The 21,954-nt window shown below is 42.7% G+C and carries 18 protein-coding genes; 8 read left to right on the top strand and 10 right to left on the bottom strand.

Features of this window, described 5'->3' with window-relative positions:
- Positions 1-166 precede the first annotated feature (166 nt).
- Both nagZ and PJ15_RS10955 read left to right on the top strand, forming a co-directional pair.
- Positions 167-1,189, top strand: coding sequence for a beta-N-acetylhexosaminidase (gene nagZ, locus PJ15_RS10960; protein WP_047430645.1), 1,023 nt, complete (start codon positions 167-169; stop codon positions 1,187-1,189).
- 283 nt (positions 1,190-1,472) lie between these two features.
- Positions 1,473-2,315: a class I SAM-dependent methyltransferase gene (locus PJ15_RS10955; protein ID WP_047430642.1), complete on the top strand. Its 843-nt coding sequence runs from the start codon at positions 1,473-1,475 to the stop codon at positions 2,313-2,315.
- Between the two features lie 59 nt (positions 2,316-2,374).
- Here PJ15_RS10955 and PJ15_RS10950 read toward each other — a convergent pair whose 3' ends face one another.
- A complete protein-coding gene (locus PJ15_RS10950; protein ID WP_047430639.1) occupies positions 2,375-3,685 on the bottom strand; it encodes an alpha/beta fold hydrolase in 1,311 nt (436 codons plus the stop codon).
- Between the two features lie 354 nt (positions 3,686-4,039).
- On the opposite strand from PJ15_RS10950, the gene PJ15_RS10945 reads away from it, so the two are divergent.
- Positions 4,040-5,305, top strand: coding sequence for a glutamate-5-semialdehyde dehydrogenase (locus PJ15_RS10945; RefSeq protein WP_004775773.1), 1,266 nt, complete (start codon positions 4,040-4,042; stop codon positions 5,303-5,305).
- A 74-nt stretch (positions 5,306-5,379) separates the two neighbouring features.
- On the opposite strand, the gene PJ15_RS10940 is transcribed toward PJ15_RS10945, so the two are convergent.
- The 4 genes from PJ15_RS10940 to edd form a co-directional block, all read right to left on the bottom strand.
- The gene (locus tag PJ15_RS10940; protein WP_047430636.1) at positions 5,380-5,895 is read right to left on the bottom strand and encodes a gluconokinase; all 516 of its coding nucleotides are present in this window, start codon (positions 5,893-5,895) and stop codon (positions 5,380-5,382) included.
- Positions 5,896-5,915: 20 nt separating this feature from the next.
- A complete protein-coding gene (locus PJ15_RS10935) occupies positions 5,916-7,274 on the bottom strand; it encodes a GntP family permease (protein ID WP_047430633.1) in 1,359 nt (452 codons plus the stop codon).
- A 185-nt stretch (positions 7,275-7,459) separates the two neighbouring features.
- Positions 7,460-8,089 (bottom strand): bifunctional 4-hydroxy-2-oxoglutarate aldolase/2-dehydro-3-deoxy-phosphogluconate aldolase, encoded by a 630-nt coding sequence (gene eda, locus PJ15_RS10930; protein WP_047430630.1) that lies wholly within the window; start codon positions 8,087-8,089, stop codon positions 7,460-7,462.
- Positions 8,090-8,109: 20 nt separating this feature from the next.
- Complete coding sequence (edd, locus tag PJ15_RS10925) at positions 8,110-9,963, bottom strand: phosphogluconate dehydratase (protein ID WP_047430627.1); 1,854 nt, start codon at positions 9,961-9,963, stop codon at positions 8,110-8,112.
- Between the two features lie 746 nt (positions 9,964-10,709).
- On the opposite strand from edd, the gene PJ15_RS10920 reads away from it, so the two are divergent.
- Both PJ15_RS10920 and pta read left to right on the top strand, forming a co-directional pair.
- On the top strand, positions 10,710-11,885 hold the full coding sequence (locus PJ15_RS10920) for an acetate/propionate family kinase (protein ID WP_047430626.1): 1,176 nt from the start codon (positions 10,710-10,712) through the stop codon (positions 11,883-11,885).
- 34 nt (positions 11,886-11,919) lie between these two features.
- On the top strand, positions 11,920-14,055 hold the full coding sequence (pta, locus tag PJ15_RS10915) for a phosphate acetyltransferase (RefSeq protein WP_047430623.1): 2,136 nt from the start codon (positions 11,920-11,922) through the stop codon (positions 14,053-14,055).
- Positions 14,056-14,107: 52 nt separating this feature from the next.
- Here pta and PJ15_RS10910 read toward each other — a convergent pair whose 3' ends face one another.
- Both PJ15_RS10910 and PJ15_RS10905 read right to left on the bottom strand, forming a co-directional pair.
- Positions 14,108-14,716 (bottom strand): class I SAM-dependent DNA methyltransferase, encoded by a 609-nt coding sequence (locus PJ15_RS10910; RefSeq protein ID WP_047430622.1) that lies wholly within the window; start codon positions 14,714-14,716, stop codon positions 14,108-14,110.
- 53 nt (positions 14,717-14,769) lie between these two features.
- Positions 14,770-15,684 carry a DMT family transporter gene (locus tag PJ15_RS10905; RefSeq protein WP_047430619.1) on the bottom strand — a complete coding sequence of 305 codons (915 nt, stop codon included), beginning with the start codon at positions 15,682-15,684 and terminating at the stop codon, positions 14,770-14,772.
- Between the two features lie 183 nt (positions 15,685-15,867).
- Here PJ15_RS10905 and PJ15_RS10900 point away from each other — a divergent pair, with 183 nt between their 5' ends.
- From PJ15_RS10900 to PJ15_RS10890, 3 genes are all read left to right on the top strand, one after another.
- Positions 15,868-16,728 (top strand): helix-turn-helix domain-containing protein, encoded by an 861-nt coding sequence (locus PJ15_RS10900; RefSeq protein WP_047430616.1) that lies wholly within the window; start codon positions 15,868-15,870, stop codon positions 16,726-16,728.
- Positions 16,729-16,874: 146 nt separating this feature from the next.
- Complete coding sequence (locus PJ15_RS10895; protein WP_004775785.1) at positions 16,875-18,401, top strand: fumarate hydratase; 1,527 nt, start codon at positions 16,875-16,877, stop codon at positions 18,399-18,401.
- A 102-nt stretch (positions 18,402-18,503) separates the two neighbouring features.
- Positions 18,504-19,046, top strand: a complete 543-nt coding sequence (locus PJ15_RS10890) for a DUF2059 domain-containing protein (RefSeq protein ID WP_047430613.1) — start codon at positions 18,504-18,506, stop codon at positions 19,044-19,046.
- Between the two features lie 22 nt (positions 19,047-19,068).
- Here the strand turns inward: PJ15_RS10890 and PJ15_RS10885 are convergent, their stop codons facing one another.
- From PJ15_RS10885 to clpP, 3 genes are all read right to left on the bottom strand, one after another.
- Entirely contained in the window at positions 19,069-19,785 is a 717-nt protein-coding gene (locus tag PJ15_RS10885) for a DUF2846 domain-containing protein (RefSeq protein ID WP_047430609.1), read from the bottom strand.
- Between the two features lie 152 nt (positions 19,786-19,937).
- The gene (gene clpX, locus PJ15_RS10880) at positions 19,938-21,248 is read right to left on the bottom strand and encodes an ATP-dependent Clp protease ATP-binding subunit ClpX (protein ID WP_004775788.1); all 1,311 of its coding nucleotides are present in this window, start codon (positions 21,246-21,248) and stop codon (positions 19,938-19,940) included.
- Positions 21,249-21,289: 41 nt separating this feature from the next.
- Entirely contained in the window at positions 21,290-21,895 is a 606-nt protein-coding gene (gene clpP / locus PJ15_RS10875; RefSeq protein WP_004775790.1) for an ATP-dependent Clp endopeptidase proteolytic subunit ClpP, read from the bottom strand.
- Positions 21,896-21,954 lie beyond the last annotated feature (59 nt).

Below are 21,954 nucleotides of genomic sequence, written 5' to 3'. Positions count from 1 at the left end.
GATACTTTACCAACTTGCAGAACTCATTGGTCGTCATAAATAAATGACCAATAAGCACTTATCATCAATATCATGTAGTTTTATCATATTCTGTACTGACAAAATGTAGCAAATCATTGCACAATTTAGCTATCGTTTTTTTCATCAAAATTCAAACGGAATCCTTATGATCGGCGCATTGATGCTAGATATTGCTGGCACAGAACTTACTCAAGAAGATATTGAACTATTACAAGCTCCGCAAGTCGGTGGCATGATTTTATTTGCGCGCAACATTGAATCACCTCAACAAGTCCGTGCTTTAACCGATCATATGCGTCAAGTCCGTCCAGATATTCTGATTGCTGTCGATCAGGAAGGGGGACGTGTACAGCGCTTAAGACAAGGCTTTACCTTGTTACCTGCAATGGGACGCTTAGGCGAGCGTTATCTCACTCATCCTGAGCAGGCAATTGAACTGGCTGAACAATGTGGCTGGCTCATGGCGATTGAAGTATTGGCTGTCGGCATTGATTTTAGCTTTGCACCTGTTCTCGACCTGAATGACGTTAGTGATGTTATTGGTGACCGCGGCTTTGCAAAAAATATGCAGGATATCGTTCCACTTGCAGATGCCTTTATGCGAGGTATGAAAAAAGCAGGTATGGCGACGACAGGTAAACACTTCCCAGGGCATGGTTCAGTCAAAGCTGACTCACACGTTGCAGCTGCAATCGACAACCGTTCATATCAGGAAATCTATGATAAAGATATGCAAAGCTTTATCAAGCTGATGCCACAACTCGATGCCTTGATGCCTGCTCATGTGATCTATGATCAAGTTGATCCAAATCCAGCAGGGTTCTCACCTTTCTGGTTACAAGAAATCTTACGTAAACAACTTAAATTTGATGGTGTACTCTTCTCAGATGACTTGAGTATGCAAGCTGCTTGTGTTGCAGGCGGTGCGGATGCACGTATCCTAGCAGCATTAAATGCAGGTTGCGATATGGGTCTGGTATGTAATGACCGCGCCGCAGCATGTACCGCATTGGATGGCATCCAAACATTGGCTTTACCAAACCAACAACGTTTAGAGCGTATGCGCGGTAAAATTCCAAATATCCAAATCGGTACCACATTAACTTTAGACGATGAAAACTGGCATAACGTCAGAAAAGTCATTGAAGAATTTAAGAATTCATTCTAACTTAGCTCACATCAAAAAGATGTTTTTGCCGATATACGATACTCGGTAAAGTCATCCGCAACCTGCGTGATCTCAAAAGGATAGATGCCATGTCTACCCGTTTGCAATCAATCACATGCAAGGAGTGAACAGGTTTTGCGGATGACAATGCCTTTGGTTACTTTTTGGGCAAAACCAAAGTAACTCCAGCTGAAAGCTTATCCTGTTATTAGATGAGAACTCGGCAAGACACCGTTATAAATATCGTTAAAAATAAGAATCAGGAAAATAGAGTCTAGGACAGATGACACAACAACTTTCAAAACATCGCCATATTTCATTTACTGCACACTACACAGGCTATATCTGGTATCAAATGGGGATCTCACATCCAGCACTGGCAACAAAAAAAGGTAAGACCCTCGCCGCCTTAGTCCATCCAATTGAAAGCTGGGCCGAAAAATATGTTGGCGGCAGCATGCGTACCACATTAAAACAACGCCACACCATGCTTGATTCACATTTAGATGCATTGATCCAGCAACATCCCGACTTGCAGGTACTGGAAATTGCCTGTGGCCTATCCCCTCGCGGCTGGTGGTTTAGACAACATTATCCTGAGATCACCTATCGTGAGCTAGACTTGCCGGACATGGCAGCCACAAAACAAGCAGCATTACAACAGATTGAACAAAATACCGATGAAGTGTTGTCTGTCGACTTATTTACTGAAGCATTTGCTTCAGCATTTGAAGTTTTTGACCCGCAACGTCCATTGGTGATTATGAGTGAAGGGCTGATCAACTACTTTGAAAAGCCGTTATTACAGCAACTCATTCAAGCCATTGCCACCTACGGCCAAAATTTTAAAGAACTGCACTATTTAACAGATATTTATCCAGAACCAACACAAAACAAATTGGCGACCATTATCTGGAACAGCAGCCGTTTACTCAAATGGATGTCACGCAGTGCCTTTAGCTTCCATTTCAAAACCCCTCTCGAAGTCGAAAACTTTTTCCATGCAGCAGGTTTTAACCAAGTCGATGTCTTGCAACCCAAACAATTTTTTGAACAGACCGCTTTAGAAAACAAGCAACAACATTTAGGCGATTTAGTCTGGGTCATTCAGGCAAGCAATAAATAATCTTCAATAAAAAAGGGAAATGGTTGATCCACTTCCCTTTTCCAATTTTGAAAGATTGATTAAATCTGTTTTTGACGCTCAATAAAGCGGGTTAAGCGCTCAGCCACATCAAAACTACCATGCTTAAATAAGATTCGTAACCCTTGTTCTGTTGCATCAAAAATTAAGCATTCAATCTTAAACTCGCCTTCTTCATCCGCTAAATTCAAAGCCAAATCACGTGAATGCTGACTGACAAAATCAAGCTGTTCCAGTTGATGAAGTTTCAAGTAAACGCCAAAGAAGGTGATATCAACAATGCTCACCGCTGCCTCAGTATCTAAATGACGATGGGTCAGTTTGGTTTCTGGTTGCAAGACTGGAATACGTTCTTCACCACGACGCTCAATCTGTTGCATCTGTTCACGATTCATCGGAATGATGCCATCCAGATTGTCGATAGATTCACCTTTTAAGAAGGTGGTAAACAGATTCATGGTTTCTTTACGACGTTGCAATTGCGGGACATGATCTGCATTAGCAATCAAGGCAAACTGCATGTCTTGGCATTGCAAGGCAAAATCGGCATTTTCATGGGGCAAGGTAAAGCTATCGTACTGCCCTGCCGCAACCAACGTTTTACATTGTGGTACAGGCACATTACTTAAACGCAATAAGCGGTTGCAGTTAATTTCATAACGCTCGCGCTCTGTGGCGCTAAACTCAGCCATCTGTCTGAAGAACAGGCGCTTAGCAGTTGGCGACATGCGTGTTTTGTCCAGTTTCGCATGATTCACAAGATAGAGAATAACAGCCTGTCCAAACTCTTCCATGCGATCTTCACGCATTAAATGCAAAGACTCTTCAAGCAGCATACGCCAGCTTTTACGTGTCTTCTGCATGACCCCCATCAATACCATACGGTCAATCAGTTCTGGACGCTGGTCTGCAAATGAAGAAGCGACCACCGACCCCAATGACATCCCCATCATTGAAACCTTATCGATACCAACAATATCAAGCCATTGACCAAGCATTTTTGATAAATCAGGGAGTTCCAGAATTCCAGCAGATTCACCTGTATCAACATTACGAATCTGTTGATTCGCGCCCATTGAAGGTAAATCGATTAAAATCACAGGCCCGCTCTCAAAGAGTTGCTCAACGCAATACTTATAAGAGTTAAAATTTTGAAATGCGCCCCCGACAATGACAATCGGCGTGTTATAGATCGTTTTAGGATCTGCAATCGCCATATATTCAATTTTCCAACCATCGATCCATGTTGTACGCGCTGGTTGTTTAAAACTGTTTTTATTGTATATGTCGAAAAAACCAAAGCCTGTGTAGGTATGATTTATATCCGAGTCCATTTGGATAATGGAATTCATGTCCTTCCTCCATCCTTGTTTATTTTTCTGTTGCAAGCATCACACTTTTACCAATTGCTAGCTGCAAGTTAACAAATTTATAAAATTTGTATTACATTTATCCTATACTTTTTCATTCTATACATATGCACGTTTTATACGCAATCATTTCCTTAACCACTTATCTTGTTTAAATGAATAATCTTTTGCAAAATATGTAGTCTTGGCTTTAGATTCAATATCTTCATCGCACTAAAATAAAAAATTTTGCGCCAATTAACGTTTTATAATTTTTTGAATTGTTAGTTTCGCCTATTCATTGTTCAGCATTTGGCTGTTACTATCTTTATAAATACATGCAAATATCAAACTGCTATGCAAGATTCTATTCAAAATTATATGCAACAAGTCGGTGCTCAAGCGCGTCAGGCATCTCGTATGTTAACGAGTGCATCAACGCATTTGAAAAATCATGCCTTGTCTGCCATCTATACAGCCTTGGAAAATAATCAGGCTCAGATTTTAGCAGCCAATCAAATTGATATGGACAATGGTCGCCAACGTCAATTGGATAGCGCCCTGTTGGATCGTTTAGAGCTTACCCCCGCACGCTTTAAAGGCATGCTCCAAGGCTTAAAAGATGTAATTGGTCTTGTTGACCCAATTGGTGAAATTACAGATTTGGCTTATCGCCCTTCAGGTATCCAGTTGGGTAAAATGCGCGTTCCTTTGGGCGTGATCGGGATGATTTACGAATCAAGACCGAATGTGACCCTTGAAGCGGCATCACTGGCGTTGAAATCTGGTAATGCGATTATTTTACGTGGTGGTTCAGAAGCACTTGAGTCAAACAAGGCGATTGCGACCGCGATCCAGCATGGTTTACAAATTTCGGGCTTACCTGAGCATGCGGTTCAGGTGATTGATACGCCAGATCGTGCAGCTGTTGGACATCTCATCACCATGACTGAGTTTGTTGATGTAATTGTTCCGCGCGGTGGTAAAAGCCTGATCGAACGTATCAGCAATGAAGCACGTATTCCTGTCATTAAACATTTAGATGGCAACTGCCATGTGTTTGTTGAAGCTCAGGCCGACCTGCAAAAAGCGTTACCGATTGCCCTGAATGCAAAAACGCATCGCTACGGCGTATGTAATGCCATGGAAAGCTTATTGGTTGACGAAGCGATTGCTGAAGAATTCTTACCACGTATTGCTGAACTGTATGCCGAAAAGCAGGTTGAACTGCGTGGCTGCCCTGAAACCCAACGTATTTTAGGTGTCTCAGTCAAGGCTGCAACGGAAGAAGACTGGTACACCGAATATCTAGGGCCAATTCTTGCTGTAAAAGTTGTGACTGGAATGGATGAGGCAATTGAGCATATCAATAAGTATGGTTCACACCATACCGATGCCATCATTACTGAAAACTTTAGTCTAGCACGCGAGTTTTTGGCACGCGTTGACTCAAGCTCAGTGATGATCAATGCTTCTACCCGCTTTGCTGACGGTTTTGAATATGGTTTAGGCGCGGAAATCGGGATTTCAACCGATAAAATCCATGCTCGTGGCCCAGTTGGCCTAGAAGGTTTAACCTCGCAAAAATGGATTGTATTTGGCGACGGTCAAATCCGCCAATAATTAAATTTACTATATAAAAAAACGCCTGATATTGATCAGGCGTTTTTTTATTTTTATTACTTATGCAGTTAAGTTCAGATTTCTTGACATATGCCCTTGCTTAGCTCAAGTTGTTGCATGACCTGCGTAACAATTTGTTCAGGTGATAAAGCAATATCAATCGTAATTGCTTCACAAGCATCAGGTTCTTCTAAAGTATCCAGTTGGGTTTGTAATAAGGATGGATCAAAGAAATGTCCCGATCTGGCTGCCAGCCTTTGTTGTAATAACTCATACGAGCCTTTTAAGTACAGAAACTTAATGTTCTGGTCTTGTCCTCGTAAAATATCACGATACATTCGTTTTAAAGATGAGCATGTAAATACCGTGGTTTCCCCCATGCTTTGCTTTGTTTCGATCACCTGACGAATGGCTTGTAACCAAGGTAGACGATCTTCATCTGTCAAAGGTATGCCTTGGCTCATCTTACTTTTGTTGGCAACCGAATGCAGTGTATCACCGTCAACGAAATCACAAGCCAGACGCTCCGACAATAACTCACCAATGAGGGTTTTTCCTGTCCCACAGACACCCATTGCAATCACAATCATGAATTATCTCCCTCTAATCCTTACAAAATAGCGCTAAGCAACAATGTAAAAGACAAACCAAGTACTGAAATAATCGTTTCCAGTACCGACCAAGTTTTAAGTGTCTGTCCAACCGTCATACCAAAATACTCTTTGATTAGCCAGAAACCTGCATCATTCACATGTGAGAAAATTAAAGAGCCAGAACCTGTCGCTAATACCAGAAGTTCAGGTCTAACCACCACACCAGCTGCCGCAGCAATCGGCGCAACAATACTACACGCCGTCGCCATAGCCACTGTAGCCGAGCCTGTTGCCAGACGTATCAAAGCGGCAACAAACCACCCTAACAATAAAGGTGAAAGATTTGCTTTTAAGGCAGTCGATACAATTTCATGGGAAATCCCACTATCTCTTAAAATACCACCAAAACCGCCGCCTGCACCGACAATCAACAAAATACCAGCAATTGACGCCAGACATCCACCACAGAATTTTTCGATTTGCTCACGATTGAATCCTTGCATGGAACCAAAGGTAATAAAGCTGACCAATACTGCAATCAGCAATGCAATATCAGAAGAACCAATGAAACGTAATAGCTCATTTGGAAAGGTTTTTGGAACAAAGAAAATATCTGCCCAACTTCCGACCAGCATGAGTACAACGGGTAACATGATCGTAAACAGCGTAAGACCAAAGCTTGGTAATTCGCGAGTTCTGTCATGATTTACTTCAACAAATTGTGTCGCCAATGGGTTGTTTTCAGGCAATTTGACATACTTGTTGATCCATAAAGCATATAACGGACCCGCAACAATGGCAGTCGGAACACCGACCAATAAACTGTACATAATTGTTTTGCCAATATCAGCATGATAGGCCTGAACCGCGAGTAAGGCAGCGGGATGTGGGGGAATTAAACCATGCACCACCGATAGACCTGCGACCATGGGCAAGCCAACGACAAGTAATGATTTACCTGTCCGCTTAGCAATATTGAATACGATTGGGATCAGTAGTACAAAACCGACTTCAAAAAAAACAGGAAGACCAACGATAAGTGCAATAAACATCATGGCCCAATGAATATACTTTTCACCAAACCATTCAATTAAAGTAATTGCAATCCGTTCTGCACCGCCCGACTCGGCCATCATCTTGCCGAGCATGGTGCCTAACGCAATCACAATTGCAAGGTGACCCAAAGTGTTCCCAGTCCCCTTTTCATAGGATTTGACAATCCCGTCCATTGGCATACCAACGGCAAGACCTAAACCGAGAGAAACAATAATCAGAACTAAAAAGGGATAAATTCGAAACTTCGCAATCATAACCACTAAAGCAATAATCGCGATTACAGTGTAGATAAGCAACATGCCACCTTGAACCGTCTCCATGTAAAACTTCTCCTTGGAGTAATACTATTTAGGCACCAACCTAAACAAAGGTCTTCAATCAAAGTAATCCTACTGTTGAGACACTAATTTTTTATATTTAGATATGACCAGCGTTCACTGGCCATAACGACACGACATCTAAAGCGCATAAAATGCACTTCATTTTTTATAAATTTTGACTAGATTTATAAAGCTTTTAACTGGCTCGCAATTTGTGCCAAGCGAGTAATTTCAGCCCAGTCCTGAGTCGCGACAGCCGCTTTAGGTGTTAACCATGAACCACCGACGCACACGACATTAGGTTGTTTTAAGAAATCTGGTGCTGACTCAGCCGTGATTCCACCCGTTGGACAAAAACGTAAGTTTGGAAATGGACCATAAAAGGCTTTTAGCATTTCAACACCACCAGCCTGTTGAGCTGGGAAGAACTTCACGATGTCATAGCCCAATTCAATTGCCTGAATCAGATCACTTGGTGTCATCACACCCGGTAATAGAGGTAAGCCAGCATCTTGTGCAGCCAAATGCAGATCTTTAGTTAAACCCGGAGATACACCAAATTGAGCACCAGCTTTTTTAGCTTGAGCACAATGTTCCGGTTTGGTAATGGTACCGACACCCACCACAATGTCATCAGCCAATTGACTCGCACGCTCAATCGCAGCCAGTCCCGCAGTGGTACGTAAGGTAATCTCAAGAACTTTTACACCACCCGCATGTAACGCGCGTGATACATCTTCACCTTGCTCGGCAGAATCAAATGCCAATACAGGAATGACTGGACCTAATTTGACGATATCTTCAATTTTAATCATTATTTTTCAGTTCCTTTGATTCAAATCTGCTCTGGCGAATTTTCACCAACTAATGCACCAAACACAGATGCGCCGTGTTCAGCTGGCGCAGCAGCAGCACGGAAAACACCAAATAATTCACGGCCAAAGCCAACTTCGTTTTCAGCCTGATGTTCTGGCTGCGCAACAGGTCGTGCTTGCCATACATCGTTATCTATTTCAACATCGAGTACGCCTGCCTCAGCATCAATGATCAACATGTCCCCAGTTTGAACTTTAGCAATCGGTCCATTTAACAAAGCTTCTGGAGATAAATGAATTACCGCAGGAACTTTGCCTGAGGCACCAGACATACGCCCATCTGTCACTAAAGCAACATGGAAACCTTGATCTTGTAAAACACCCAGCACTGGCGTCAGACGATGCAATTCTGGCATACCGTTGGCACGGGCACCTTGAAAACGAACAACTGCAATAAAGTCCCGGTGCAACTCACCACGATCAAACGCAGCTTGCACAGCTTCTTGAGAATCAAAGACAATTGCGGGAGCTTTAACTTTACGATGTTCAGGTGCAACAGCAGAAATCTTGATAACACCACGACCAAGGCGACCTTGCATTAAACGCAAGCCACCATCTGGTTGAAACGGGGCGTCAATGCTACGAAGGACTTTATCATCAAGACTTTGAACCACACCGTCAACCCAAATGAGCTTAGCGTCAATTAATTTAGGTTCTTTTGTATAATGTTGTAAGCCTTTACCTGCAACTGTCGTTACATCGTTATGTAGTAAACCAGCCTTAAGTAAGTTACGAATAAGGAATGCTACTCCACCCGCAGCTTGGAAATGGTTTACATCGGCTTTACCATTTGGATAGATTTTTGCGAGTAGCGGAACAACAGCAGACAACTCATCAAAGTCATCCCAGTCAATCAAAATGCCAGCCGCACGTGCAATTGCAATAAGGTGTAACGTGTGATTAGTTGAACCGCCTGTAGCGAGTAATGCGACGATGCCATTGATAATGGCTTTTTCATCAACAACATGACCAATAGGTGTGTAGTTACCTCGCTCTGCAGTTAAGTCAAGAACACGCTTAGCGGCTTCAGCGGTCAGTGCATCACGTAATGGTGTATGAGGGTGAACAAATGCGGCGCTCGGCAAATGTAAACCCATCACTTCCATTAGCATCTGGTTACTGTTCGCAGTCCCGTAGAACGTACATGTCCCCTGACCATGATAGGCTGCTGATTCAGCTTCAAGCAAAGCATCGCGACCCACTTGGCCTGTAGCAAATTGCTGACGGATTTTGGCTTTATCATCATTCGATAACCCACTACTCATCGGACCAGCGGGAACAAAAATCGTCGGTAGATAACCAAATTGTAAGGCACCAATCAGTAAACCTGGCACGATCTTATCGCACACCCCGAGGCACAATGCAGCATCGAACATGTTATGCGAAAGTGCAATCGCGGTACTCATCGCAATTGTTTCACGTGAAAACAATGACAATTCCATACCAGCATTACCTTGAGTAATACCATCACACATTGCTGGTACACCCCCAGCAAACTGTGCCACACCACCATTTTCACCAGCGGCTGTTTTTATAATGTCTGGAAACGTTTTGTAAGGGGCATGTGCCGAAAGCATTTCATTATATGAAGACACAATACCAATATTAGGTTCACGTCCAACTTTAATAATTAATTTTTCATTATCTTCCATGCTGGCAAAACCATGCGCTAGGTTGGCACACGAAAGCGCGCCACGAGCTGGAAATTTACCTTGGGCATGTTCAATACGTTGTAAATATGCAGAACGCGTTTTTTGGCTACGCGCAATTACTCGTTCGGTAACTTTTGCCAATATTGGGTTGGGCAAGTCCATGCTGGACGCTCCTGTACAACTGGATAAGCTGGAAAATAAATGCAACAGATGATCGACATCCTGATCACCTGTTAAAGGACGTACAATAGTATTAATGCAAAAAGCGACATGCAAGCCCTCAGCAATGCAACAAACTTGTACAAAATAACAGCGCGAATATTTTTATCGCTTAATTCCCTTCACAGAAATGGTTTTACTTTTGTTAATATAAATTGACCCATCAGAATGAATAAATATGAGAAAATTCTATTATTTTCAAAGTAATAAAATATATTTATACATGTAGAATTACCTCTACTTTCAGTGCCATTTTATATTAAAAATATTTATCATTTATTGTTTAAACCTATATAACAGTGGCAAAGGTTGAACTTCATTTACGTATATTATTTGTAATATATTTTTCAAATTAATATAAGAGACATCATTTATTATTTAAGAAACACTTCCACTTAATACTTGAATTTTACACTGAATACTCATCTGTTCTTTATAAAGATATAGAAGAATCTGATTGCATCATCTACAAAAAAGCCGCATATCATGTTTAAACTTTAGACTAAAAAGTTTAGGTGTTATAAAGAAAGGGTTGTCAGATAGTGCTTAAGTCTAATGGGCTAAAGTCTATCTTCGCCAATACGACGTCCCATGTTAAAACATGGCGCTTGATTCCACTGCCTCATACGTTCGTTGCAGCAAGATCAAAGTGTTGATCATAAAATTTAAAATCTGTTAGGTGTTCAAACGTGGCTATATCTGTATTAGTAATTAACTGTGGTTCATCATCAATCAAATACGCGCTCATCTCGGAATTCCGTGAAGATCGTATTTATGGTTTGGCAGAAAATCTCGGCGCAGCAGATGCCCGTATTAAAGGGGTCACACTGGGTGGTGAACCGTTAGAACTTTCAATTCCTTATGCAGATCATGCCAAAGCGCTTGAAACCTTATTGGCACGTTTAGCCAACTATAACCCGCAAGCCATTGGTCACCGCGTAGTGCACGGCGGCAATATCACCAAAGCAGAATTGTTAACACCTGAACTAGTACAACGTATCGAAGCTGCGACTCCTCTTGCCCCCTTACACAATCCAGCACATTTAATCGGGATTGAAGCCACTATGCGCTTGTTCCCGCAACTGCCACAGGTTGCTGTTTTTGATACCGCATTCCATCAGACCATGCCTGAACACGCTTATCGCTATGCACTGCCACAGTATTTGTACACCGAACATCAAGTGCGTCGTTATGGTTTCCATGGCACTAGCCATGCCTACGTGACAGAACGTGCCAGCGAACTGGCAGGCCATAAAAATGAAGGCGGCTGGCTCAGTGCCCATTTAGGTAATGGTAGCTCAACCTGTGCTGTATGGAATGGACACAGCGTTGATACCTCGATGGGTATGACCCCGCTTGAAGGTGTGGTGATGGGAACCCGTAGTGGTGATGTCGATCCGAGTCTTCACCTCTTCCTTGCCAGCAATCTTGGCTGGGATATCCAGAAAATTGACAGTATGCTAAACAAAGAAAGCGGCTTACTGGGCTTGTCTGGCTTATCCAATGACATGCGCACCTTGGTGGAAGCTTCTGAAAATGGACATGAAGATGCAACACTTGCGATTGAAGTATTCTGCTATCGTCTAGCCAAATCTTTATCCGCTTTAAGTTGTGGTTTACCACGTCTGGATGGTTTAGTCTTCACAGGTGGTATTGGCGAAAACTCAGCCTATGTACGTGAAAAAACGTTGGGCTATTTATCTCACTTTGGTTTGCAATTTAGCAAAGAGAAAAATGATGCTTTAGCACGCGGTAGCGAAGGCCGTATTGATAATGGTACGGGTCCACAAATCTGGGTCATTCCAACTGATGAAGAAGGCCGTATTGCCAAAGAAACCCGTCAAGTGATTGAGCCAACTGCTTAATTTATTCAAAATATAAAATAGTGATAAGGTCATTATGAATACAATTTTACTCATCCCAACGGGGGAAGGTGTTGGTTTAACATCTGCTTGTCTAGGCATGATTTATGCGCTGGACTGTAAAGGGATCAATGCGGGTTTTCTAAAGCCATTTTCTCAGATTGCAGATGCACCTGTAGATCGTACTACCACCCTTTACCACCATCTATTTCAACACCCTTCAGTTGAACCGATTAGCTACGAAAAACTGACCCAGCTGATTGCCTTGGGCGAAACCGATGAATTACTGGAAGAAGCAGTAGCACTCCATCGCCAGATTGCCGCCAATCATGATGTGATCATTGTTGAAGGCTTGGTGCCGAATGGACAAGATCATTTTGCCAGTGAAATCAATGCAGCACTCGCGCAAGCACTAGATGCCCAAGTAGTTCTGGTCAGTACCGCTGATTTGGCAGATCCTCGTAAAACGGCGGAAAAAGTCGACGCACATTTACGCCAGTTTGGTGGTGCCGCCTCAGCACGTACTACAGGCGTCCTGTTCATGCGCACCAAGGGTCTTCCAGAGGGCACCGCAGAAATTCCAGTTACGCTTGATCCAAGTTTACGCCTAGACCAGCATATCGAAGCCTTTGCTCTGGAACTGCAACGTTATAATCGTTATATGGGCACAAATGACCTACCGATTATTGGACTGGTACCATTCAGTAATATTCTGAGTGTGCCGCGTAGTCTGGATATTGCCCCAGTCATTAAAGGAACTTGGTTGCATCAAGGTGAAGCCAAACAACGCCGGATTTTACATACCAGTTTAATTGCTTCGAACATCGAATCTGAGCTACATAAGTTTGTTGCAGGTGAACTGATTATTAGTGCCTCACAACGGACTGATGCGCTTCTGGCAGCTAGTCTTGCCAGTAGTAATGGTACGCCGTTGGCAGGTCTGGTCTTAACTGAACAGGCAGCGCCTGCGGATAACGTTTTAGAATTTTGTCAAAGCGCAATTAAACAAGGTTTACCCATCTTACATACGCCATTAGATACGTTGGAAACGGCGCAACTATTACATCGTTTTGGTAATGAAATTCCAATTGATGATACTGAACGTGCCGAGCAAGTGACGCGATTTGTTTCCAGCCATATTGATAATAACTGGCTTGATCAACATACCCAGAATAACCTGCACCCTCGCCTGTCACCTTCAGCTTTCCGCTATGAACTGGTACAAAAATCGATTTCAGCCAAAAAACGAATTGTATTACCAGAAGGTGATGAACCACGTACCGTACAGGCCGCAGTGATTTGTCAGACGCGTGGTATTGCGCAATGTGTCTTATTGGCAAAACCAGAATCAGTGGCGGAAGTAGCAAAGGCACGTGGCATCCAACTGCCAAATGACTTAGAAATTATTGATCCAGATAGCATTCGTGATCAATACATTGAGCCGATGGTTGAGCTGCGTAAAGGCAAGCTCGATGCCTTACAAGCCAAAGCACAACTGCAAGATACCGTGGTACTTGGCACCATGATGCTGGCTCTGGATCAGGTCGATGGTCTGGTTTCAGGCGCGATTCATACCACTGCCAATACGGTACGCCCTGCATTTCAGTTGATTAAAACTGCACCGAACTATTCGCTGGTGTCATCCATCTTCTTCATGTTGTTGCCTGATGAGGTCTATGTGTATGGCGACTGCGCGATTAATCCTGATCCAAATGCCGAACAGCTTGCTGAAATTGCGATTCAGTCTGCCGACTCAGCCAAAGCCTTTGGTCTTGATCCGCGTATTGCCATGATCAGCTATTCAACAGGAACGTCAGGCACAGGTGCAGATGTCGAGAAAGTGGCTGAAGCAACTAAAATTGCACAACAGCGCCGCCCAGATTTATTGATCGATGGGCCATTGCAATACGATGCCGCTTCAGTTGAAAGCGTGGGTCGCCAAAAAGCACCTGATTCTCAAGTCGCTGGTCGTGCCAATGTCTTTATCTTCCCAGATTTAAATACAGGGAATACCACTTATAAAGCAGTGCAACGTGCGGCAAATGTCGTCAGCGTTGGGCCAATGCTACAAGGCTTAAACAAGCCTGTGAATGACTTGTCTCGTGGTGCGTTGGTGGATGATATTGTATTTACTATCGCCTTGACCGCGATTCAGGCTAAGCAACAAGATTAAATCTACGATTCAATCGAAATTTAAAAAGCCCTTTATTGAAAGGGCTTTTTTATTAGCGGTATTGAGCCAACCAGATGGTATGTCCCGTACATTCAACGTCTTCAGCAATCATTTTAATCAGCTTAAACCCATTGTCTTGCAGCAAAGTCTGATATTCCTCAGCCGAGAGACTAGCATGGTACAGTGGTTCTCCACCGAGTTCACCAATTGTCTCACCCTGCGCAGGACCACTGCTAAACATGAGTGCAGTACCTGATTGTGCATATTTGGCAAAACGATTAAACATCTTTCGCTGATCATCTTGGGTTAAATGGAAGAAACTATCCCAAGCAACAATCCCCTGAAACTCTTGTTCAGTAAAGTACTCCCGAAAATCTTGCTGCACCCAGACCTGTTCAGGAAAAGACTGCCGTGCCATTTCAATCATGTATTCCGAAGCATCAACACCTGTTATATGATGTCCTTGAGCAATAAAATAGGCAGCAATAGGTTGAGCTGAACCACAGCCCAAATCCAAAATACTGGCCGAGCTTGGGAGCAACGTTAGAAAACGATCGAGCCAAACTTTCTCAGATAGTCCTTTGCCTCGTCGTTCAATCCATTCACGAGCATGCTTCTGATAGAGTTCAATAATATGCTGTGCTAGATGTTTCTGTACCATATCCTTGCTTGCCTATTATGAGTCATTCCCTTTTAAAGCCCTTGAGCAAAATCTTAACAAGATTCTGGCTTATTTAATGCCTGAACTTTCTTGGTTTGCGGCCCTTTTACAAAGAAAATTGCATTGCCACATAGAATTAAAATTACCCCAATCACCGCATTCATTTGCCAGTGATAACCTTCCCATATCGTTGAAATCACTAAAGCAACCAAAGGAAACAGTAAAGTACTATACGCTGCCTTTCCTGCCCCAATACGCCCCACCAGAAAGAAATAGGCAGTAAAGCCGATCACCGAACCGAAGATTGCCAGATAGAGCAAGGCACTCACGGCGCTGAATGGCATACTCGGAAAAAAGTTGTCCTGCTTGAACCACGAGATCACAGCCATCAATAATGAACCATACAACATGCCATAGGCATTGGTGGTAAAAATATCTAGCCCATGTTTCTGATGGCGCGCACTGATCATATTCCCCAGAGAGAAGCCATAAGTGCCTAAAATACACAGTCCGATACCCAGCAGAGTATGACTGTTTAAAGTAGTGCCCACCACGTCATGCCAGAATAAAGCAACAATTCCCAACACTCCAAGTAATGCGGCAGGATAAAACCGCGCAGATACTTGCTGAGAGAAAAACAATCTGGCATTGATGGTATTGAAAATCACGGCCATAGAAAAAATGACCGCTTCTAAACCACTGCTAATATATTGCACCGCATAGTAAAAACAGACGAAGTTAAAACCAAAAATACAGCACGCCTGTAACATACAGAATAAGTGATCTTTCGGCGCCAGCTTTTGCAATTTTCGGCTCATTGCAACGAAAATAAACAAGACCAGTGCCGCGATAAAGAAACGCCAGAACACCGCAACATTGGCTGAAATCCCACTTTGTTGTTGCAGCGTAATCGCAATCCATGTTGTCCCCCAGATCACCACCACCAAAGCATATAACAGCGCATTCATCTCTTTTAAACCAAACTTGATCACAACGAATGCTATTTTGCGAGATTTGATGACCTGAGTTCTTGCATAATCTTGCGGTGATTATCATAGAGTTGCGTTTTTCTATAGACTTTTTGACCAGATGACAAAACTGGCTGAAAGTTCTACACTAAACTGGATCATATTTGGCACTGCGTATAGAAGATGAAATATCAGATTCTAGATCAATTACAGCAATATAAAGCGCAATTGCTCGACTCGGTAGAACTGGGTTCGGGTATGCAGTTGGCCATGTGGCAAAATAATCAGGATCGTGTCAGTGTCTGTAGTAATCACCACACTTTGAGTATGTATATTCAAGGGGGTTATGAAAGTTACCAAAAGACACCACAGGGCTGGCACAATGGTGGCGGGCCAGATCGTATGTGCCTAATGCCACAGGATTTTGAATCGACTTGGGATCTACGTGATCCACTCACCTTTGTACATCTGTACTACACTGAACAGCACTTGCAACGGGTAGCTGAGCAAGTCTGGGATCGTGAACCTAGCCAGATCATTTTAAATCCGCAGATTTTTGTAGGCGATGCACAAATTTCCATGATCTATCGGCATTTTTTACTCAATGGTGCATGGCAAAACCGCGAAAATCACTTGCAGATGAGCACCGCCACCACGCTGCTACTCAATCACCTCATCAAGAATTATAGCCATGCTCAATGGCAAGCACCCGAAGTTAAAGGTGGACTCTCCCCTTATGTGCTTAAGCAGTTATTGGAATGGATTGATCAACATTTACATTTGAGTTTGACCTTGTCTGATCTGGCTCAGCAAGCACAACTCAGCGAGTATCATTTTGCCCATATGTTCAAGCAATCCATGCACATGCCACCGCATCAGTATGTCATGCAACGCCGTCTTGAACTGGCACATCAGGCACTCGAACTCACCACAGCCAATTTGACTGAAATTGCGGCTCAATATGGTTTTAGTTCCAGTAGCCATTTTAGTCATCGCTTTAAGAAACAGTTTGGCTATTCGCCATCCCAAATCAGAAAAAACTAAAACACAAAATTTATCCTGAAGCGTGCTTGATGATCAGTCTCATTCTTTAGACCTTTCGCCAAATCTGAGCTAAAACTCCCACAATCATTCCTTTTTGTCATATAATTTAGCCCGCCAGCTAATCGCCCGCTCAAGAGAAATTTGATATGACAACGATCATCAAACAAGATGACTTGATTACATCAATCAAGGATGCCCTGCAGTTTATTTCTTACTATCACCCACAAGACTTCATCCAAGCGATGAGCCGTGCCTATGACCGTGAAGAAAACAAAGCTGCAAAAGATGCTATTGCACAGATCCTCATCAACTCACGTATGTGTGCTGAAGGTCACCGACCAATCTGTCAGGATACAGGGATTGTTAACGTTTTCCTTGAAGTTGGCTTAGACGTTAAATTTGATTTAACCATGAGTCTGGATGATGCAGTCAACGAAGGTGTACGCCAAGGTTACCTAGAGAACTCAAACGTACTGCGTGCTTCTGTTTTAGCAGATCCAGCTTTTGGTCGTAAGAATACCAAAGACAATACGCCTGCCGTAATCCACTACAAACTCGTACCTGGTAATAAAGTAGATATTACTGTGGCTGCAAAGGGTGGCGGTTCAGAAAATAAATCTAAACTTGCAATGTTGAATCCATCAGATTCGATTGTGGATTGGGTACTTAAAACTGTTCCAACCATGGGTGCAGGCTGGTGTCCACCAGGTATGCTCGGTATTGGTATCGGTGGTACTGCTGAAAAAGCCATGATGCTTGCTAAAGAAGCACTTATGGAAGAAATCAACATGGACGAATTACTTCGTCGTGGCCCACAAAGCAAAATGGAAGAACTCCGTATCGAGATCTTCGAGAAAGTGAATGCATTGGGTATTGGTGCACAAGGTCTTGGTGGTTTAACCACAGTGCTTGATATTAAAATCAAGGATTACCCATGCCACGCAGCAGGTAAACCAGTCGGTATGATTCCAAACTGTGCTGCAACTCGTCATGCACACTTCCAGTTAGACGGTTCAGGTGTTGCACATATTCAAGCACCAAAACTTGAAGACTACCCTGCTGTGACTTGGGATTCTTCTCAATCGAAGCGTGTCAACCTTGATACCATTACGCAAGAAGAAATGAATGCATGGAAACCAGGTGATACATTATTGTTGAACGGTACGATTTATACAGGTCGTGATGCTGCACATAAGCGCATGGTCGACATGTTAAATAATGGCGAAGAACTTCCAGTCGATCTAAAAGGTAAATTCATTTACTACGTAGGTCCAGTTGATCCAGTCGGTGATGAAGTGGTTGGTCCTGCTGGTCCTACAACGGCTACTCGTATGGACAAGTTTACCCGTCAAGTGCTAGAAGCAACTGGCTTGTTTGGCATGATCGGTAAAGCGGATCGTGGTCCAACTGCAATTGAAGCAATCAAAGACAACAAAGCGACTTACTTAATGGCAGTAGGCGGTGCGGCTTACCTTGTATCTAAAGCAGTACGTGAAGCTGAAGTAGTTGCCTTTGCTGATTTAGGTATGGAAGCAATCTACAAATTCGTAGTTGAAGATATGCCTGTATCTGTTGCGGTTGATGTGAATGGTACTTCAATTCATGCCACTGCACCAAAAATCTGGCAAGCCAAAATTGGCAAAATTCCAGTGGTTGATGCAGCTGCGTCATAAATAATACTCATACAATAATCATAGCCGAATCATCGTATTCGGCTATTTTTTTGCCTAAAGCTTCTGCTAGATTATAAAGATGAGAAGAATAAGGAAATGCAAATGAATAAATATTTACTCAGCATGCTGCTTGGTCTGAGCTTACTCGGCAACATACAGCACGCCTTTGCATCTCCTGCACAAAGCAAATCAATCAAAGAACTGATCAAGCTCAGTGACCTTGAACATGTTTTAAATACCTCACTGGATGAGATGCAACCAACACTGGATCTTGAGGCTGAAAATATTCTATTACGGGTATTGGGCAAAGATGAACTCACCACAACACAAGAACATCTAGCGGTGCTGGAACTCAGTCAATTATTAAAAGAAACCAGCTCAAAAATGTTTGCTCGACCTGAAACCATTCAAGCGATTGAAAAAATCTACGCAGATGCACTCAGTGAAGAAGAAGTCCAAGCCTATTTAAAATTTTTAAAGACACCTGAAGGCCAGTCAATTAATCAAAAGACATTGCAAATCACCACCCACGTTTTTCAATACATGAATAATATCAGTCAAAAAACCTTGAGTGATCCAGAACAAAGTTCACAACTTAAAGAGCAGTTTCTTACGATTATAAAACCGCTGATTCAAGAAGAATAAACGGCTCTTTTTATTGTCATGATTACCAGGTCAAAGGGTTCCAAAGCTTAAATGGTTTGACTAGATGTACCTCTGACTTTGCATCATACTTCGCTGGTTTTAACTCTTGCGGTTTAGAACGCACTTTACCTGATGCATCCTGCGCGACAAAGTTATAGCTAGATGATTTTAAACGGGTAAAGGCAATTTCCTGATGCGCCACTTTATCAGGCATGACCATAAATGGCCCTGTATGCTCACTGCGGGAAATCTTATTTTCTTCGTCATACTTGATGAAATAAGTCTGAGCAGCATCTACCGTAAAATCCAGATATTTCGGCTTTTGGAAATGTAGTCCAGCCAATGGTCGGCTCACACTCAGACGATAGGTGCCTGCGGGTAGCTCCAGCCAGTAATAGTGATTATGCAATAGACTTGGGATACGGTGTCCGTTAATGAATAAATTGGCCGCAGCAATTTCCTGACGGTTCCAGCGCGTATCAGGACGATATAAATAGACCACCGCTGCTTGTTCATTTTGCGGTTTAACTGGCGCGAAATACTGACCTAATTTTTGATTGACCCAGCCGCCCACACTAAAGCCGCCAACATGATATTGATCAAATAAACCCGGTTCTTTTTCTGTATCCACAGGCGGTAATGTTGCAGTCAGTGCGGTTGGTTTTTCTTCAACAGCTTTATGGCTTTGACAGCCAGCGAGCACCCCTGCACAACATAATGACAATATTAAATAACGCATGACATCCCTCAAGGCGTTTTCTTGAATTTATTTTTAACAACGCAAAACTATGCGGATTTTTTTCAATTTTAAGATTAACACCTCATTGCCCAATTGCAAATAAAAAAAGCATGAAAAGCCAAGCCTTTCATGCTTTTTCAGATGGACGAGAATTAAGCCGATTTAGAATCGACGACCTTCAAATCCTTCTTTTCAATCAGTTCTGGTGTACCTGTCTGTGGTAGACGTTCTGGCTTAAAGGTTGGCTTCGCCGTACCGTTAATGACCGCTTCATCTACAATAACCGTGCCTACATCAGTACGACTTGGTAAGTCATACATGGTTTCAAGCAACACATTTTCAAGAATTGAACGCAGGCCACGTGCACCTGTATTACGATCTAGCGCTTTTTTCGCTACTGCACGTAATGCAGACTCATCAAAGACAAGATCGACATCTTCCATCGTGAACAGATACTGGTATTGACGTGTCAATGCATTTTTAGGCTCTGTCAGAATCTGCATCAATGCTTCTTCATCCAGTTCTTCCAAAGTTGCAATCACTGGCAAACGACCAATAAATTCAGGAATCAAACCGAATTTAACCAGATCAGTAGCTTCCACCTGACGGAACAATTCAGAGACTTTTTTACTGTCATCTTTATTCTTCACATCAGCGGTAAAACCAATCCCGCCCTTCTCTTGACGTTGCTGTACGATTTTTTCCAGCCCAGAGAATGCACCACCACAAATAAACAGGATATTTGCGGTATCAATCTGGATGAATTCTTGCTGTGGATGCTTACGACCACCTTGTGGCGGAATAGAAGCAACCGTACCTTCAATCATTTTTAATAATGCTTGTTGTACGCCTTCGCCAGACACATCACGGGTAATTGAAGGATTTTCAGATTTACGCGTAATCTTATCAATCTCATCAATATAGATAATGCCTTTCTGTGCTTTCTCTACATCGTAATCTGCTTTTTGCAACAACTTCTGCACGATGTTTTCAACATCTTCACCCACATAACCCGCTTCGGTTAAGGTGGTTGCATCTGCCATCGCAAACGGTACGTCAAGTAAACGTGCAAGCGTTTGCGCCAGTAATGTTTTACCTGAACCTGTAGGGCCGATCAGCAAAATATTACTTTTCGCAATTTCAATATCTTGATGCCCATGTGTCGACTGCCCCACTTTTAAACGCTTATAGTGGTTGTAGACGGCAACAGATAAGGTTTTCTTTGCAACATCTTGCCCAATAACATACTGATCTAAGGCAGCACGTATTTCATGTGGTTTCGGCAAAGCTTTAGTTGCCCAATCGCCAGCTTCAACTTGTTGACTAGTTTGTACTAGGTCCAAGCAGACATCCACACACTCATTACAAATATATGCGTCCTCACCAGCAATCAATTTTCCAACTTCAGATTGCGTCTTACCACAAAATGAACAATGTTTTTGTCCTTGAGGATGTTCGGACATATTTACTCCACAACTTAAATCTTAAACTTAGGTCCTAAAAATCAGGGACGTTTGCTCAGCACTTCATCTACTAAACCATATTCTTTGGCTGCTTGTGCAGTCATGAAATTGTCACGATCTGTGTCACGTGCAACAGTTTCATAATCCTGACCACTATGTTCAGCCATCAAGCGGTTTAAACGCTCTTTAATAAAGAGAATTTCACGCGCATGAATTTCGATATCAGATGCCTGACCACGGAAACCACCGAGTGGCTGGTGAATCATGACACGTGCATTTTCAAGACAGTAACGTTTCCCTTTCGCACCCGCATTCAACAAGAATGCACCCATTGATGCTGCTTGTCCCATGCAATAAGTTACAACATCAGGTTTAATAAACTGCATGGTGTCATAAATCGCCATACCTGCAGTTACCGAGCCACCTGGTGAGTTGATGTAAAGATGGATGTCTTTTTCTGGATTTTCCGCTTCAAGAAATAACATCTGCGCAACGATTAAGTTCGCCATGTTATCTTCAACTTCACCCGTTAAGAAAATAACACGCTCACGTAATAGACGTGAAAAAATATCGAATGAACGCTCACCACGAGATGATTGTTCAACGACAACAGGAACTAAAGCATTTTCAATTGTTGGAACATACATACGTTTACTTATTCCTAAATTATTGTGACTCGATCTATGCCAACAATATGAGGGATAAT

The sequence above is a fragment of the Acinetobacter sp. neg1 genome (assembly GCF_000788125.1).
GTDB classification, from domain to species: domain Bacteria; phylum Pseudomonadota; class Gammaproteobacteria; order Pseudomonadales; family Moraxellaceae; genus Acinetobacter; species Acinetobacter vivianii.
Note: the sequence above shows the minus strand (reverse complement) of the source record. Positions and strands in the feature narration are given on the sequence as shown.

Bases quoted from the DNA above. Each gene is read 5' to 3' on its own strand.
- clpP (WP_004775790.1), bottom strand. From the start codon at position 21,895: ATGTATGTTCCAACAATTGAAAATGCTTTAGTTCCTGTTGTCGTTGAA.
- PJ15_RS10935 (WP_047430633.1), bottom strand. From the start codon at position 7,274: ATGGAGACGGTTCAAGGTGGCATGTTGCTTATCTACACTGTAATCGCG.
- PJ15_RS10945 (WP_004775773.1), top strand. From the start codon at position 4,040: ATGCAAGATTCTATTCAAAATTATATGCAACAAGTCGGTGCTCAAGCG.
- nagZ (WP_047430645.1), top strand. From the start codon at position 167: ATGATCGGCGCATTGATGCTAGATATTGCTGGCACAGAACTTACTCAA.
- edd (WP_047430627.1), bottom strand. From the start codon at position 9,963: ATGGACTTGCCCAACCCAATATTGGCAAAAGTTACCGAACGAGTAATT.
- PJ15_RS10950 (WP_047430639.1), bottom strand. From the start codon at position 3,685: ATGAATTCCATTATCCAAATGGACTCGGATATAAATCATACCTACACA.
- PJ15_RS10955 (WP_047430642.1), top strand. From the start codon at position 1,473: ATGACACAACAACTTTCAAAACATCGCCATATTTCATTTACTGCACAC.
- pta (WP_047430623.1), top strand. From the start codon at position 11,920: ATGAATACAATTTTACTCATCCCAACGGGGGAAGGTGTTGGTTTAACA.
- clpX (WP_004775788.1), bottom strand. From the start codon at position 21,248: ATGTCCGAACATCCTCAAGGACAAAAACATTGTTCATTTTGTGGTAAG.
- PJ15_RS10910 (WP_047430622.1), bottom strand. From the start codon at position 14,716: ATGGTACAGAAACATCTAGCACAGCATATTATTGAACTCTATCAGAAG.
- PJ15_RS10900 (WP_047430616.1), top strand. From the start codon at position 15,868: ATGAAATATCAGATTCTAGATCAATTACAGCAATATAAAGCGCAATTG.
- eda (WP_047430630.1), bottom strand. From the start codon at position 8,089: ATGATTAAAATTGAAGATATCGTCAAATTAGGTCCAGTCATTCCTGTA.
- PJ15_RS10905 (WP_047430619.1), bottom strand. From the start codon at position 15,684: ATGAATGCGCTGTTATATGCTTTGGTGGTGGTGATCTGGGGGACAACA.
- PJ15_RS10885 (WP_047430609.1), bottom strand. From the start codon at position 19,785: ATGCGTTATTTAATATTGTCATTATGTTGTGCAGGGGTGCTCGCTGGC.
- PJ15_RS10890 (WP_047430613.1), top strand. From the start codon at position 18,504: ATGAATAAATATTTACTCAGCATGCTGCTTGGTCTGAGCTTACTCGGC.
- PJ15_RS10895 (WP_004775785.1), top strand. From the start codon at position 16,875: ATGACAACGATCATCAAACAAGATGACTTGATTACATCAATCAAGGAT.
- PJ15_RS10940 (WP_047430636.1), bottom strand. From the start codon at position 5,895: ATGATTGTGATTGCAATGGGTGTCTGTGGGACAGGAAAAACCCTCATT.